The organism is Cellulomonas sp. P4_H4, from assembly GCF_056400865.1.
In genome coordinates this window covers 666,882-681,706 of record NZ_JBFUKL010000002.1, presented here as the reverse complement: position 1 = coordinate 681,706, position 14,825 = coordinate 666,882, and the positions used below count along the sequence as shown (strand labels likewise).

Genomic DNA, 14,825 nt, shown 5'->3' with positions numbered 1-14,825 from the left:
GTCGACGGTCCCGACTTACCGGGTCGCCGCCTTCTTGTCCACGTAGGGCGGGTCTGCCGTCCACGCGGACACGAGGAGCACGATGCGCGCGAGCAGGTTGATCCAGATGAGCAGCGTGACGAGCACGACCACGGACGTGAAGAGCGGGTTCTTGGACGCGCTGCCCGCGACGACGGCCGTGCCGAGCTGGCGCACCACCCCGAGTGCGAGTCCGGCGAGCGTCGCGCCCAGCAGCAGGTCCTTGCGCGGCGGGTGCTGGGCCGCGAGGACGGTCACGATGAGGACGAACACCGCGGAGTCGACCAGGAAGGCGACCAGGATCCCGACCGCCGTCAGCACCATCGTCGTCGCTCCGCTCCAGCCGAGCGCCGCAAGCAGCCACTGTGTGGCGCTCGTGACGGCGATCGTGATGATCGCCGACAGCACGAACGCGAGCGCGAAGCCGGCGAGCCCGCCGAGCTCGCGCGCCTTGCCGAGCATGCCGTTGCCGAGCACGTCGTCGTCGGCGAACATCGCGCGCACCGCCCTGCGCAGGGCCGAGACGGCCGCCATGGCGCTGAGCAGGAGGACGACGGTCGCGACGATGCTCGTCAGCGTGAGCTGAGTGTTCAGGACGAGCTGCTCAGGTTTGACCAGGCCACCGTCGCCCGTGTCGACCAGACCCGGCAGAGCGGAGTCGATGGCGTCGAGCATCTGAGCGCGAAGTCGCTCGTTGTCGCCCAGCACGGCCATGAAGATCGTGTAGCCGATGGTGAGTGCGGCGAACACCGAGAACAGGGTCGCGTACGCGATCCCACCGGTCAGCACGCCCCCGTTGCGCGCACCGAACCGGGCGTTCGCTCGCATGGGCCGTGTGTGCTTGACCCAGTCCCAGCGCTCCTTGCCACGGGCGACCAGCGACGGCTTCTCGGGTGGCGTCTCGGTCGCCAACGCATGCGCCTGCGCGGCCCCTGAACCGGCAGCCGGGTGCGCTTCCTCGGTCGTCATGCCCTGCACCCTAGGTCGAGCTCACGACCCCGGCATCTGCGGCGGCACCGGTCAGCGTGAAGTCGCGCACAGGCCGCCACACGCCGTCGTCGCCGTGTGCGTAGCTGTGGAAGCTGTCGACGAGGAATGTGGCGTCGAACTCGGCCAGGTCAGCAGTCGCTGCGTCGAGCTGCTCGTCCGCCACCTCGTGCGCGACGGTCACGTGCGGGTGGTAGTCGAACCGCACCTCCTGGTGCAGCACGCCCGACCGCACACCTCGCTCGAGGGCCGTGCAACCGGGCACCCCGTCAGCCAGGCGCACGAACACCACGGGCGACACGGGCCGGAACGTCGACGTGCCGGACAGGTGCACGACGAACGGGACATGGGTCGCGGCGACGGCCGCGAGGTGCTCGTCGACGGCACCGATCGTGTCGTGGTCGACGACGGTCGGACCCAGCAGCGTGATGTGCGGCGGGATGAACTGCGCCCACGGGTCGCCGAAGCGCGCGCGAGCCGTCTGCAGCACGGAGCCGTGGGGCTCGGGGACCGTGATCGCGACGCCGATGCGGAGCTGGTCCCCCGAGCGCTCCGGCAGCTTCACGCGCGGACCCGTGCGCGGCGCGGCAGCAGACCGGAACGGTCGTAGAGCCGCTCCAACGTCCCGGCCGCGAGCTCGCTGGCGCGGTCGGCACCGTCGGCCAGCACGTCGTCGAGCGACGCCGGGTCGTCGAGGTAGCCGTGCACCCGGGCCTGGAACGGGCGCAGGAAGTCGACGACGACCTCCGCGAGGTCCACCTTGAGGTGGCCGTAGCCCTTGCCCACGTACTCGGCCTCGAGCGACGGGATCGACCGGTCGGTGAGCGCCGAGAAGATCGTCAGCAGGTTCGAGATCCCGGGCTTGTTCTCGGGGTCGAACCGGATCTCGTTCCCGGCGTCCGTGACTGCGCTCTTGATGCGCTTGGCCACGACCTTCGGGTCGTCCAGCAGCTCGATCAGGCCGTTCGGGCTCTCCGCCGACTTGCTCATCTTGGCGGTCGGGTCCTGCAGGTCGTAGATCTTGGCGGTGGCCTTGACGATGTGCGCGTCCGGCACGACGACCGTGTCCGGGCCGAACCGCGAGTTGAGACGGTTCGCCAGGTCACGCGTCAGCTCGAGGTGCTGGCGCTGGTCCTCGCCCACCGGGACGAGCGTCGTGTCGTAGAGCAGGATGTCCGCGGCCATGAGCACCGGGTAGGTGAACAGTCCGACCGTCGTGCCCTCGGACCCGTGCTTGCCGGACTTGTCCTTGAACTGCGTCATCCGGTTGGCCTCGCCGAACGCGGTGTGGCAGGACAGCAGCCACGCCAGCTCGGCGTGCTCGGGCACGTGCGACTGCACGAACAGGATCGACCGCGCCGGGTCGACACCGGCGGCCAGGTACTGCGCCGCCGTGCGCCGGGTGCGGTCCCGCAGGACGGCCGGATCAGGGCTGACCGTCAGCGCGTGCAGGTCGACGACGCAGTAGAGGGCGTCGTGCTCCTCCTGCAGTGCGACCCACTGGGTCAGCGCCCCGAGGTAGTTGCCGAGCTGGAGGGAGTCGGACGTGGGCTGCATCCCCGAGAAGATGCGCGACGACTGCGGCGCCAAGTGCATCCGTCCATTCTGACAGGTCGACGGGGGTCGGACGGCCGCGTCGCTCAGGTGGCCTCGTCGTCGAAGGGGGGCGGCCCGACGACGGCTGCGGTCGCGGCGACCGTTCCTCCACGGACGCCGCTCACCGACGGGCTCGAGGCAGGCACGGCGCCCGGCTTGGTCACCTGCCGGACCGTGGGTGGCGGGGTGTCCGTCAGCGCCTCACGGACGATCCGACGCGGGTCGTACTGGCGGGGATCGAGCGCTGCCCAGTCCACGTCCTTGGCCTCTTCGCCCAGTTCCTCGTCGACGCGCGCCTTCGCGTCCCGCAGGAACTCGCGGCCCCGGCGGACCCAGCGGCCGAGCTGCTCGGCGTAGACCGGGATCCTCTTCGGCCCGATCACGAGGGCAGCAACGACGAAGAGGATGAGCCACTCTCCGCCGTTGATGTCGAACAACACCGAGTCAGACTACCTTTCGCGACGCAGCCGTCAGGGGGCGTCGGACTCGTCGAGCTTGACGCGCACGTCGCGCTCGGCGGAACCGGTGCGGATCCGCAGCAGGACGGTGTCCCCCGGCGTCAGCGCACGGATGGCGACGATCAGCTCGTCGGGCTGGGTGACGGGGCGGCCGTCGATCGCCAGGATGATGTCGCCGGGGTGGATGCCTGCGCGGTCGGCCGGACCGTCCGTGTTCACCGGCTCCTGCCCGTTCTGGTTCTCGCTCGAGACCTGCACGCCCTCGCCGGTGTAGCTCTGGTCCAGGAGCACGCCGATGATCGGGAACGTCGCGTGCCCGGTCTCGATGAGCTGGTCCGCCGTACGGCGCACCTGGTTGGACGGGATGGCGAACCCGAGGCCGATGCTGCCCCCGACGGTCGAGGTCGAGCCCGGAGGCTGCGCGATCGCGGAGTTGATGCCGATGACCTCGCCCGCGGCGTTGACCAGCGGACCTCCGGAGTTGCCGGGGTTGATGGCCGCATCGGTCTGGATCGCGTTGATGAACGCGGTGCTGCTCGCATCCCCGGCCGTGACAGGACGGTTGAGCGCGCTCACGATCCCGGTCGTCACCGTCCCCGCGAGCCCGAGCGGTGCGCCGATCGCGACCACGGGGTCACCCACGACGACCTCGCCGGAGTCGCCGAGCAGCAGGGGCGTGAGGCCGTCGACGTCGACCTTGAGCACCGCCAGGTCGTAGTCGGACGTGCTGCCGACGATCGACGCCGGCTTCTCGCTGCCGTCGACGAAGGTCACCGTGATGGTGGTCGACGCGGCCTCGTCGGCCTGCGCGATCACGTGGTGGTTGGTGACGAGGTAGCCATCCTGGCGGAGCACGAAGCCGGACCCGGTGGCGCTGCCCTGCGCGCCGTCCACCTGGATCGAGACGACGCTCGGCAGGACGACGCCGGCGATACCGGCGACGGAGTCGGGCGCCCGCTCGATGGTCGCCGTGCCCGTGCCCGCCGCGGGCAGCCCGGCGTCCTCGAGGTGGTCGTCGGCGGAGAGACGCCCCCCGACGACCCCGCCTGCGACGCCGGCCAGCAGCGCGAGAATCACGATCGGGACCACCCAGGCGACCGACAACGTCCTACGGTTCTTCGTCTTGGTCGTGACCGAGGGGTGCGGCGTCTGCCCCGGTGCCGGCGCGGGGTTCGGGTAGGTCGTGGCACCCCACGGCGCGGCCGGTTCGGGCTGGGTCTGCGGCGGGGACGGAGCACCCCACGGGCCCTGCGCGGACGAGGCCTGGGCGCCCCACGGGGCCGGAGCCGGCGCGGCCTGCGTACCCCACGGTGCCGGGGCCGGCGCGGGCGCCTGGGTTCCCCAGGGGTTCGCGACCTGCGGCGAGGGCGGCGCGTACGGGCTGGGCTGCGTCGACGACTGTGCCGAGGGCTGGGTGGGTGGCACGGGCCCCGGCCCCGACGGCTGCGGCGTGGCCGGGAGCGGGCGCTGACCCGACGGCGGAGCGAAGGGGCTGGCGGGTTCCGGGGCGGCCGCGCGCGTGGGGACCTCGGACGAGGGGACGTTCGGGGTACCCGGGACCGGTGTGTGGTCGTCAGGTGTGCTCATGGTCGTTCGAGAGCTCCTGTCACGGTGTCCCAGCCACGCGTGATCTGCGCGGGCACGCCGTCGTCGTAGGCGCCGCCCGGAAAGGCTCCCACAAGCTGCTCCGCGGAGCCGCTCGACTCCGAGGCGACGACCTGCACGACCGTCGAGTCGGCCTGCCACACGATGTGCCACGGCTCGTAGGACAGGACGTAGACCTCACGCCCGCCGATGTGGCTGGTCGGCGCTCCCGCGAGAGCGTCGGTGTCGAGGCGTCCCTGCTGCTCGGTCACGACGAGCGACCCCTCGGGACCCAGCACGTCGACCTCGAGGACCTGTCCGTCGTCGCCCGACCAGCGGACCGCGCTCACGGCCCAGCCGTCCGGCAGCTGCGACGGGAACGACCACTGGTGCGCCTGGAGCCAGGCGGCCGAGTCGGTACCGCCGACGACCTTGCCGGCGGACAGCGCGTCGACGTCGAACGAGGCGGGCTCACGCTCCGTGACCGCACCGCCGAGGAGCCCGAGGTCCGCGCCGGGGTGGCTCGTCGGCACGACGGCCGGCTGCTCCCCGAGGACGAAGAGCATCGTCGCGACCACACCGAGCCCGGCCATGGAGCCCGCCGCGAGCCGCACGCTCGAGCGCTTCTGCCGAAGGTCGCCGCGCACGGACGAGCGTCCGAGCCACCCACCGGGTGACGTCACGCCGTACGACGCGAGCTCGGACCGCGACCCGGGCACGGGCGGCGCGAAGGGGTCGACCGGGCACTGCGCGGCTGGCGCGCTCCCCGCGAGCGACAGCAGCCGGGCGGTCAGGTCGGGCGTCGGGCACGGCTCGTCGACGGACGTCAGTGCCGCGCGTGCGGCCCGCGCGGAGCTCAGCCCGGCGGCGCACTCGGAGCAGACCGCCACGTGCGCGAGCGCGCGCTCCGTCGCGGCGACGCTGAGCTGGCCGTCGACCAGGGCGCTGATGCGCGAACCGAGGTGGGTCATCGCTGGGCCGCCGCGGCCGTCGTCGTGGAGTCGTCCTCGTCGGCGAAGACGCTCAGGGCCTCCGGCGCACGGTGCTCGAGCGAGACGCGCAGGCGGGCCCGCGCGCGGTGGATCCGGGAACGGACCGTGCCGAGCTTGATGCCGAGCGTGACCGCGATCTCCTCGTAGGAGAGGCCCTCGATGTCGCACAGGACGACCGCGGCGCGGTACTCGGGCGGCAGCTCGTCGAGCGCACGCTGCACGTCGAGGTCGAGGTTTCCGTGCTCGAACGCCCGCTCGGGCGCACCCAGCTGGTCCCCGGAGGCGTAGCGCTCCGCGTCCTCACCCATCGCGTCCATCCGGATGCGCTGACGTCGGCGTGCCTGGTCCAGGAAGAGGTTCGTGGTGATGCGGTGCAGCCAGCCCTCGAACGTCCCGGGCTGGAAGGAGTGCAGGGACCGGAACACGCGGACGAACGTCTCCTGCGTGAGGTCCTCGGCGTCGAACCGGTTCCCGGTGAGGCGGTAGGCCAGCCGGTAGACGCGCGCCGAGTGGTCGCGGACGATCTCTTCCCACGACGGTGCCTGCCAGGTGGCGGGCTCGGTGCTCATCGTGTGCGTCTCCTCGCGCTCGACATGTCCGTCACAGTCTCCCAGGCAAACCTGTGGAGCCCGAACTCAGGGAACGCTCCGGGAGGGCGAAAGGTTTCCGCCGTGAGCGGAGGACGTGTCCCGCGACGCCTGGCGAGCGCCGTTCACCCCACGTCCCACCCTGCGCTCGGGTCCCGCACTACGCTGGCGGACGATCACCGAAGACGCCGAGGAGGCAGCCATCTCCACCGACAAGGCCCAGAGCTGGGTCTACTGCGAGGAGTTCGTCCCGGAGGACGACATCCTGCTGCGCGCACGTGAACGTGCCGGTCAGCTGGGGTGCACCCCGGTGCTGCCGGGCTCGGGTGCGGCGCTGACCGTCCTGGCCGCGACGGTCTCGGCGCGCGCGGTCGTGGAGATCGGCACCGGCGCCGGCGTCGGCTCGCTCTACCTGCTGCGCGGCATGCCCGCCGACGGCGTGCTGACGACGATCGACCTCGAGGTCGAGCACCAGCGGGCCGCCAAGGAGGCGTTCGTCGAGGAGGGCGTCAAGCCCACCCGGACGCGCACGATCCCGGGCCGCGCGCTCGACGTGCTCCCCCGCCTCACCGACGGCGCCTACGACCTCGTGTTCGTCGACGCCGACAAGGAGAGCTACCCGCAGTACGTCGAGCAGGCGGTGCGGATGCTGCGCCCCGGCGGCGTCCTGGCGGTGGACAACGCGCTCTGGCACGACCGGGTGGCCGACCCGGCGCGTCGCGACGAGACGACGACGATCATCCGTGAGGTCGGGCGCACGGTCCGCGCCGACGAGCGGCTCGTGAGCGCGCTGCTGCCCTCCGGGGACGGGCTCCTGGTCGCGGTCAAGCGATGAGCGTCGAGGCGCGCCAGGCGTCGACCGCGGGAGCGGTGATCCTCACGCTGGGCGCCGGGCAGTTCCTCATGACGCTCGACAGCTCGGTCATGAACGTCGCCATCGCGACGGTCGCCGAGGACGTCGGCACCACGATCGAGGGCATCCAGACCGCGATCACCCTGTACACGCTCGTCATGGCGATGCTCATGATCCCGGGCGGCAAGGTCGGCACGCTCATCGGCCGCAAGCGGGCGTTCGCGATCGGCTGCGTCGTCTACGGCGCCGGCTCGCTCACCACGGCGCTCGCCCCGAACCTGCCGGTGCTCCTTCTCGGCTGGTCACTGCTCGAGGGCATCGGCGCGGCGCTCATCCTGCCGGCGATCGTGGCGCTCGTGGCCAGCAACGTCCCGACGGCGGGCCGACCGCGGGCCTACGGCCTGGTCATGGCGGCCGGCGCGGTCGCCGTGGCGCTCGGACCGCTCATCGGCGGCTTCGCGACGACCTACTTCTCGTGGCGCTGGGTCTTCGCCGGTGAGGTCGTCGTCGTGCTGTTCATCCTGGCTCGGACCCGCAAGATCTCGGATCCCGTGGCCGAGAAGGGACCTCGGCTCGACGTGATCGGCGCCGTGCTGTCGGCGACGGGCCTCGGCCTGGCCGTGTTCGGGGTGCTGCGCTCGAGCTCGTGGGGCTGGGTGCTGTCCAAGACGGGCAGCCCGTCGATCCTCGGCCTCTCGCTGACCCTGGTGCTCGTGATCGTCGGGGTGCTCGTGCTCTGGGGCTTCACGCTCTGGGAGCAGCGCATGGTGCGCCGCGGGCAGGAGCCGCTCGTCCGGCTCGAGATGTTCGGCAACCGCCAGTTCACCGGCGGCCTGCTCATGTTCTTCTTCCAGTTCCTGGTCCAGGCCGGTCTGTTCTTCACGATCCCGCTCTACCTGTCGGTGGCGCTGGGCCTATCCGCGATCGACACCGGGCTGCGCATCATGCCCCTGTCGATCACGCTCCTGCTCGCGGCCGCCGGCATCCCCCGCTTCTTCCCGAACGCCTCTCCGCGGCGCGTGGTCCGCGGTGGGTTGGTCGCGATGTGCGCCGGGATCATCTCCCTCTTCATGGCGATGGACACCTCCGCCGGGCCCGAGATCGTCACCGTGCCGCTCCTGCTGGCGGGTCTGGGGATCGGCGCTCTCGCGTCGCAGCTGGGCAGCGTGACCGTCTCGGCCGTCCCCGACGACGAGAGCGACGAGGTGGGCGGCCTGCAGAACACCGCCACCAACCTGGGCGCGTCGCTCGGCACCGCGCTCGCCGGGTCGATCCTCATCGCGATGCTCACCGCGTCGTTCCTCTCCGGCATCGCCGGCAACAGCGACATCCCGACCGAGGTGTCCGACCAGGCGAGCGTGGAGCTCGCCACGGGCATCCCGTTCATCTCGGACGCGGCCCTGGAGTCGGCGCTCGAGGACGCCGGGGTCAGCGACGAGGTTGCCGCTGCCGCGATCGACGAGAACACGCAAGCCCGCCTGGACGGTCTGCGCACCGCGCTCGCCGTGCTCGCCCTCATCGCGATCGCCGGCCTGTTCTTCACCGGGCGCATCCCGAGCGAGCAGCCGGGCTCGACGAAGGCCACGGTTCAAGCAGCGGCCTAGGCAGGCAGGCTCAGCGCAGGTCGTCCAGGTAGCGCAGCAGCAGCCGCGCGCCGAAGCCGGTCGCACCCTCGCTGACCTCGTGCCTGTCCGAGGTCGAGCGCGCCGGGCCGGCGATGTCGAGGTGCGCCCACGTCCGCGACCCGACGAAGTGCCGCAGGAACAGCGCCGCCGTGATCGAGCCGCCACCGATCCGCTTGTCCAGCGGGACGTGGCGCAGGTCCGCGACGTCCGAGTGGACCGCTTCCTCGTACTCGTCGACGAGCGGCATGTGCCAGGCTCGTTCGCCCGTGGCGAGCCCGGCAGCCACGAGAGCCCCCGTGAGCACCTGGTCGGACGAGTACAGGGCCGCGTGCTGCTTGCCGAGGCCGACCGTCGCGGCGCCGGTCAGCGTCGCGACGTCGATCAGCACGTCGGGGTCGAGCGTCTCGTCCGCCCAGGCAAGGGCGTCGGCGAGCACCAGGCGTCCCTCCGCGTCGGTGTTGGCGACCTCGACGGTGGCGCCGCCGAACATCGTCAGGACGTCCCCGGGCCGGTAAGACGAGGCGCCGACGTGGTTCTCGGCCAGCGGCAGGACGGCCGTCACCCGGTGGGCGACCCCGTCCGCGGCGGCACCGAGCACGACGGCCAGAGCGACAGCCGCCCCGGTCATGTCGGTCTTCATGGGAACCATGGCGTCGCTCGGCTTGATGGACAGTCCGCCGGTGTCGTAGGTGATCCCCTTGCCGACGACGACGACGTGCTTGCCGGAACCCGGCGTGCTCGTCGCGGGGGTGTACGCGACCGTGACGAGCCGGGGAGTCGATGCGGAGCCCGCGCCGACGGCCAGGATGCCGCCGAACTCGGAGAGCTCTCGCGGGCCCCGGACGACGACCTCCAGGCCGGCGTCCTCACCGAGCCGGCGTGCCTGCTCGGCCATCCACTGCGGGTTCTTGGTGTTCGAGGGCGTCGTCGCCAGGTCGCGGACCAGCCATGTCGCGGTCGCAGCCGTGCGGGCGGCAGCGATCACGGCGGCCGCGCGGGTCCCGTCGCGCCCGAGCAGGACGAGCTCCGCTGGTGCGCTGGTCTCGTCCTTCGACGTGACCCGCAGCGGTGCGTACGCGGCCAGCAGGTAGCCCTCGGCCACCGCGCGTGCGGCCGTCGCGGCTTCTGACGCGGTCTGCTGCGCCTGCGATCCCACGGTCGTCACCACGCGGCCCAGACCGCGCGACGCCCGGGCGAGCGCCGCACCGGCCCGGCGCAGGTCGTCGGGACGCCCGGCGCCCACGCCGACCAGGACGAGCCGGGGTGGCAGGTCGGTCCACGGCAGGGCGACGGAGGAGCCGACCGGGCGCGGGAGCTGCAGGACGTAGACCTCGCCCGGGGTGCCCGCGAGGCGTGCGCGCTCGCAGATCTCGGCCAGGTCGATCCCGTAGCGGGCCGCGGCGTCGGCAGCGCCCTCGCCGGGGACGAGCGAGTCGTCCCCGGCGCGCGCGGGCGAGACGGGGATCGCGACCGCGTCGGTCGAGCCGTCACTCAGCAGCGTCGACGCGGCGATGGTTCCGCCCGCGAGCGTGACCGCCGGGGGTGTTCGCCCGATCGTCGGTCCTGCCGTGTGACCGCTGGTACGTGCCATCGTCAGCTGACGACGGACGTCAGGGCCTCACCCAGCTCAGCGGCCTCGGTCGCGTTGAGCTCGACCACCAGCCGTCCCCCGCCCTCGAGCGGCACGCGCATGACGATGCCGCGGCCTTCCTTCGTGACCTCGAGCGGGCCGTCACCGGTCCTCGGCTTCATCGCGGCCATGCGGTGTGTCTCCTTCGCTCGTGCGTCCGGGCTGCTGCGAGGCCATGTCGCGGGCACGCTCGCGCGCACCACACGAATGCCTCAGCTGCCGGTTGTCCGGGATCCATCCTAGTTGCACAGCCATGGCAGGTTGGTCACTCTGGCGACGAGCCCCACCTACGGCGGAACCGCCGGCCCGCGTGAACCGGGCGATTGCGGCACATTGCTCCGCCTCAGCCCTCGTCACACCGCCGCTCGAGCGGCCCGACGTCACGGCGGCCAGTCGGGTCCCGCGTTCGCCTGCCACATCTGGCGCACCCAGAGGATCTGGAGCGCGAGCATCAGCACGAGGACGCACGCGAACCACCAGCGTCGGCCCGCCGCCGGGCGGGTCACCACGCCGGCCGTGACCGCACCCAGCGGGTACGCCAGGAGCAGGAACCGGGCGATGCTGCTGCCGGGCTCGACGACCGCAGCGATGTAGAGGAGGTAGGCCGCCGACCAGGTGTGCAGCTCGTTGCCCAGCCGCCAGGCCGCAGGCACGACGAGCACGGCGATCACCAGGGTGAAGCCTGCGACCAGCACCGGGAGCGCGAGGTCGCCGAACCAGAAGGACGGCACGTAGGTCCACCCGTAGAACGGGGTCACGTCCGCCACGCCGCGCCATGCCTCCTGCGTCCGCACGTAGGCGTCGGGCATCCCTGTGGCCCAGCCGCTGACGGCCGGCCAGACGAGCCCGGACGCGGCGCACCAGCCCGCGAGCGCGACCAGGCCGACACCGGCACGCCACGTGAGCCCGTCTCGTCCGCCCCCTGCCTGGCGTGCCGACCTCCAGCGCACCAGGGTGTGCACCAGTACGACGGCTGCCATGGGCATGGCGACGGCACGCGTGAACCCGAGGGCCAGGACCACGGCCGCCATCCAGGCGTACTGCCGACGGATCAGCGTCAGCAGTGCGGCGGCGATCAGCGCGAGCGCGAACGCCTCGGTGTAGGCGGTCTGCAGGACGGCAGCGGTCGGGAACACGCTGACGAGCGCGACCGTGGCGAGGGGGAGCCCGGGTCGCGCGCGCACCGCGCGCGGGGCTCCTTCGGCGACCGTCCGGTAGATCAGCAGCATCGCCACCGCACCGGCCACGAGAGCGAGCGTCGGCGCGACGACCTCCCAGGGGAGCCTGGTGACCTCCATGAGCCCGCGGGCCGTCATCGGGAACAGCGGGAAGAACGCCCACGCGTTCTGCTGCACCTTCCCGTCGGCGCCCACGGGAAGTTCGGCGGGATAGCCGTTCTCGGCGATCTGGCGGTACCAGGAGCCGTCGAACATGAAGCCGACGTACGGGAAGTAGGACGGGTGCGGCCCGGTCCACGCGTTCTCGCCCTGGATCGCCGCGACCGACAGGAAGACGATCGTGGTGAACAGCCGCGCTGCGACGTAGACCGCCAGCACCTGCACCCACCACGGCCGGGTGCGCGACCAGTCCCACAGACGCGTCGCGCCGGCCTGCTCGACCACGCGCACGTCGCTCAAGCCAGTCCCCTCAACGTCCTGGCGGGTGCCCGGTCCCCGCGGATCGTGGCGACCATGTCGAGTGTGCGCCGGGTGGCGCGCACGTCGTGCGCCCGAAAGACGCGGGCACCCAACCAGGCAGCCACCGAGGTCGCGGCCAGCGTGCCCTCGAGGCGTTCCTCGGCAGGCAGGGCCAGGCTCTCGCCGACGAAGTCCTTGCGCGACAGCGCCATGAGGACGGGGTGGCCGAGCGCGACGAGCGCCTCCGTGCGCCGGACCAGGTGGAGGCTGTGCCAGGTGTTCTTGCCGAAGTCGTGCGTCGGGTCGACCAGGATGCTCGCCGGGTCGATGCCGAGCGACACGGCGCGCTGGGCCGCGGCCGAGACGGTGCGCACGACGTCGTCGAGCACGCCGTCCATCGGGTCCGAACCCGCCGCCGCCGGGTACTCGACGCGGTACGGGTCGGTACGCGGCCGCGCCCCGCCGGTGTGCGAGCAGACGATCCCGAGCCCCCGCTCGGCAGCGACCTCGACCAGCGCCGGGTCGTGGCCCGCCCACGTGTCGTTGACCAGGTCGGCTCCGGCGTCGGCCGCGGCACGGGCCACGTCGGCACGCCAGGTGTCGACGCTGACCAGGAGCTCAGGGTGTCGTCGTCGGACCCGCTCGACCAGCGGGATCACGCGCGCGATCTCCTCGTCCGCCTCGACGCGCGGTCCGCGGCCCGCACGCACGCCGCCGAGGTCGACGATGTCCGCGCCCTCGTCGACCGCCCGGGCGACGGCATCGTCGGCGGTCGCGTCGTCGTACCGCGCCGCCGCGTAGAACGAGTCGGGCGTGCGGTTCACGACGGCCATCACGACGGGGCGGTCCGGCCCGATCACGCGGCCACGCAGCCGCAGGGGCGCCCCGGCGGGGGGAACAACGCTCACTGGCGCTCCGCCGCCTGCTGGGCACGCGCCGTCTCGGCGGCAGCAGCCCGTTCCTGCTCGCGCAGCTCCTCGCCACGCCTCAGCACGGCCGCCACGGCGTCCTCGGCCGTGTCGACCAGGGTGATGAGGTTCAGGTCGGCCGGGGCGACCATGCCGCGCTCCTGCACCGAGCTGGTGACCCAGTCGAGCAGCCCCTGCCAGTACGAGCGTCCGACCAGCACGATCGGGAAGCTGACCACCTTGTGCGTCTGCACGAGGGTCAAGGCCTCGAACAGCTCGTCGAACGTGCCGAAGCCTCCCGGCAGCACGATGAAGCCCTCGGAGTACTTCACGAACATCGTCTTGCGCACGAAGAAGTACCGGAAGCTGACGCCCAGGTCGACGAACTGGTTCATGCCCTGCTCGAAGGGCAGCTCGATGCCGAGCCCGACCGACAGACCGCCGGCCTTCTTGGCCCCGCAGTTGGCGGCCTCCATGATGCCCGGGCCGCCGCCAGTGATGACCGCGTAGCCGGACTCGACGAGCAACCGCCCCACGTCGACGCCGAGCGCGAAGTCGGGGTGGTCCGTCGGAACGCGGGCCGAGCCGAACACGCTGACCGCCGGACCGACGTCGGCGAGCGCCCCGAACCCCTCGACGAACTCGCTCTGGATGCGCAGGACGCGCCAGGGGTCGGTCTGGAGCCAGTCCGTGTCGTTCGACCCGCTCAGCAGCCGCTGGTCGGAGGTCGTCGTCGGGATCTGCTGGCCGCGCAGCAGGACCGGGCCCCTGCGGTAGCCGTGGTCGGGCGCGGGCTGACCGTCGTCGCTCATGCCCACGACTCTAGGTGCGTCGACGCGAGCCGGAGGTCACGTCGCGTCTCTCACGTCGTGAGCCACTGCCGCAGCGCCGAGTGCACCAGCGTGATCTGGCCGACCGTCACGTGCTCGTCCTGCTTGTGCGCGAGCAGCGGGTCCCCTGGGCCGAAGTTCACCGCGGGAACGCCCAGCTCCGAGAACCGCGCGACGTCGGTCCAGCCGTACTTCGCCTCGGCGTGCCCGCCCGTCACGGCGAGCACCGCGGCGGCGAACTGCTGCGTCGCAGGCGCGTCCAGGCCGGGGCGCGCGCCCGAGGCCGCGTCGACGGTGACGACGTCGTAGCCGTCGAAGAGCTCGCGGACGTGCGCCTCGGCCTGCGCCACGGACGCCGACGGCGCGAACCGGTAGTTGACCGTCACGACACAAGCGTCGGGGATCACGTTCGTCGCGGTCCCTCCCGAGACGAGCACCGCGTTCAGGCTCTCGCGGTAGACGAGACCGTCGACCTCGACCGACGCGGGCTCGTAGGCCTCGAGCCTGCGCAGCACCTCGCCGGCGGCGTGCACCGCGTTCACCCCCATCCAGGCGCGCGCGGAGTGCGCGGCCACGCCGGTGAGCCGGACCTCGACGCGCAGCGTGCCGTTGCACCCGCCCTCGAGCCCGCCGTTCGTCGGCTCGCACAGGACCGCGAAGTCGCCGCGCACCCAGTCCGGGTGGTTGCGCACGAGACGCCCCAATCCGTTCAGGTCGGCCGCGACCTCCTCGTGGTCGTAGAAGACCCACGTGACGTCGTGCGTCGGCTGCGTGAGCTCCGCCGCGAGCGAGAGCTGCACGGCGACGCCGCCCAGCATGTCGACCGTCCCCCGGCCCCACAGCTCCGCCAGCGCGCCCTCGCCGACGAGCCGCGTGGGCAGGTTGTCCGCGACCGGCACGGTGTCCAGGTGCCCCGCGACCACGGCTCGCGTGGGGCGGCCGAGGTGCGTGCGCGCCACGACCGCGTCGCCGTCCCGGAGGACCTCGAGGTGCGGGTAGGCGCGCAGCGCGGTCTCGACGGCGTCGGCGATCGCGCGCTCCTCGCCACTGACCGACCCGATGTCGCACAGCACCTGCGTGAGCGCGACAGGATCTCTCGACAGGTCGAGCATGACGGGTG

At 72.3% G+C, this 14,825-nt stretch carries 15 protein-coding genes; 2 read left to right on the top strand and 13 right to left on the bottom strand.

Features of this window, described 5'->3' with window-relative positions:
• Positions 1-15 precede the first annotated feature (15 nt).
• Genes AC1DPN_RS09370 through sigE form a run of 7 tightly spaced genes read right to left on the bottom strand, consistent with a single transcriptional unit; the run spans position 16 to position 6,249 of the window.
• The gene (locus AC1DPN_RS09370; protein ID WP_477084457.1) at positions 16-987 is read right to left on the bottom strand and encodes a YihY/virulence factor BrkB family protein; all 972 of its coding nucleotides are present in this window, start codon (positions 985-987) and stop codon (positions 16-18) included.
• 10 nt (positions 988-997) lie between these two features.
• Positions 998-1,570 (bottom strand): 2'-5' RNA ligase family protein, encoded by a 573-nt coding sequence (locus AC1DPN_RS09365; RefSeq protein ID WP_477084456.1) that lies wholly within the window; start codon positions 1,568-1,570, stop codon positions 998-1,000.
• Complete coding sequence (gene trpS, locus AC1DPN_RS09360) at positions 1,567-2,601, bottom strand: tryptophan--tRNA ligase (RefSeq protein ID WP_477084455.1); 1,035 nt, start codon at positions 2,599-2,601, stop codon at positions 1,567-1,569. Before trpS ends, AC1DPN_RS09365 begins: the two co-directional genes overlap by 4 nt.
• A gap of 44 nt (positions 2,602-2,645) precedes the next feature.
• Entirely contained in the window at positions 2,646-3,041 is a 396-nt protein-coding gene (locus AC1DPN_RS09355) for a twin-arginine translocase TatA/TatE family subunit (protein ID WP_477084454.1), read from the bottom strand.
• A gap of 30 nt (positions 3,042-3,071) precedes the next feature.
• Positions 3,072-4,646, bottom strand: coding sequence for a S1C family serine protease (locus tag AC1DPN_RS09350; protein WP_477084453.1), 1,575 nt, complete (start codon positions 4,644-4,646; stop codon positions 3,072-3,074).
• Complete coding sequence (locus tag AC1DPN_RS09345) at positions 4,643-5,614, bottom strand: zf-HC2 domain-containing protein (protein ID WP_477084452.1); 972 nt, start codon at positions 5,612-5,614, stop codon at positions 4,643-4,645. The genes AC1DPN_RS09350 and AC1DPN_RS09345 overlap by 4 nt, the downstream gene beginning before the upstream one ends.
• Positions 5,611-6,249, bottom strand: a complete 639-nt coding sequence (gene sigE / locus AC1DPN_RS09340) for an RNA polymerase sigma factor SigE (RefSeq protein WP_477084600.1) — start codon at positions 6,247-6,249, stop codon at positions 5,611-5,613. Before sigE ends, AC1DPN_RS09345 begins: the two co-directional genes overlap by 4 nt.
• A gap of 175 nt (positions 6,250-6,424) precedes the next feature.
• Between sigE and AC1DPN_RS09335 the strand changes: the two genes are divergently transcribed.
• Both AC1DPN_RS09335 and AC1DPN_RS09330 read left to right on the top strand, forming a co-directional pair.
• A complete protein-coding gene (locus AC1DPN_RS09335) occupies positions 6,425-7,057 on the top strand; it encodes an O-methyltransferase (protein ID WP_477084599.1) in 633 nt (210 codons plus the stop codon).
• A complete protein-coding gene (locus AC1DPN_RS09330; RefSeq protein WP_477084451.1) occupies positions 7,054-8,679 on the top strand; it encodes an MFS transporter in 1,626 nt (541 codons plus the stop codon). Before AC1DPN_RS09335 ends, AC1DPN_RS09330 begins: the two co-directional genes overlap by 4 nt.
• A 10-nt stretch (positions 8,680-8,689) precedes the next feature.
• Here AC1DPN_RS09330 and AC1DPN_RS09325 read toward each other — a convergent pair whose 3' ends face one another.
• The 6 genes from AC1DPN_RS09325 to dapE form a co-directional block, all read right to left on the bottom strand.
• On the bottom strand, positions 8,690-10,291 hold the full coding sequence (locus tag AC1DPN_RS09325; protein ID WP_477084450.1) for a leucyl aminopeptidase family protein: 1,602 nt from the start codon (positions 10,289-10,291) through the stop codon (positions 8,690-8,692).
• Positions 10,292-10,293: 2 nt separating this feature from the next.
• On the bottom strand, positions 10,294-10,461 hold the full coding sequence (locus tag AC1DPN_RS09320) for a DUF3117 domain-containing protein (RefSeq protein ID WP_013772033.1): 168 nt from the start codon (positions 10,459-10,461) through the stop codon (positions 10,294-10,296).
• 249 nt (positions 10,462-10,710) lie between these two features.
• On the bottom strand, positions 10,711-11,958 hold the full coding sequence (locus AC1DPN_RS09315; protein ID WP_477084598.1) for a hypothetical protein: 1,248 nt from the start codon (positions 11,956-11,958) through the stop codon (positions 10,711-10,713).
• A 5-nt stretch (positions 11,959-11,963) separates the two neighbouring features.
• Complete coding sequence (gene folP / locus AC1DPN_RS09310) at positions 11,964-12,875, bottom strand: dihydropteroate synthase (protein WP_477084449.1); 912 nt, start codon at positions 12,873-12,875, stop codon at positions 11,964-11,966.
• Positions 12,872-13,687, bottom strand: a complete 816-nt coding sequence (locus AC1DPN_RS09305) for an LOG family protein (protein ID WP_477084448.1) — start codon at positions 13,685-13,687, stop codon at positions 12,872-12,874. The genes folP and AC1DPN_RS09305 overlap by 4 nt, the downstream gene beginning before the upstream one ends.
• A 50-nt stretch (positions 13,688-13,737) precedes the next feature.
• Positions 13,738-14,817 carry a succinyl-diaminopimelate desuccinylase gene (gene dapE, locus AC1DPN_RS09300; RefSeq protein WP_477084597.1) on the bottom strand — a complete coding sequence of 360 codons (1,080 nt, stop codon included), beginning with the start codon at positions 14,815-14,817 and terminating at the stop codon, positions 13,738-13,740.
• Positions 14,818-14,825: the final 8 nt, after the last annotated feature.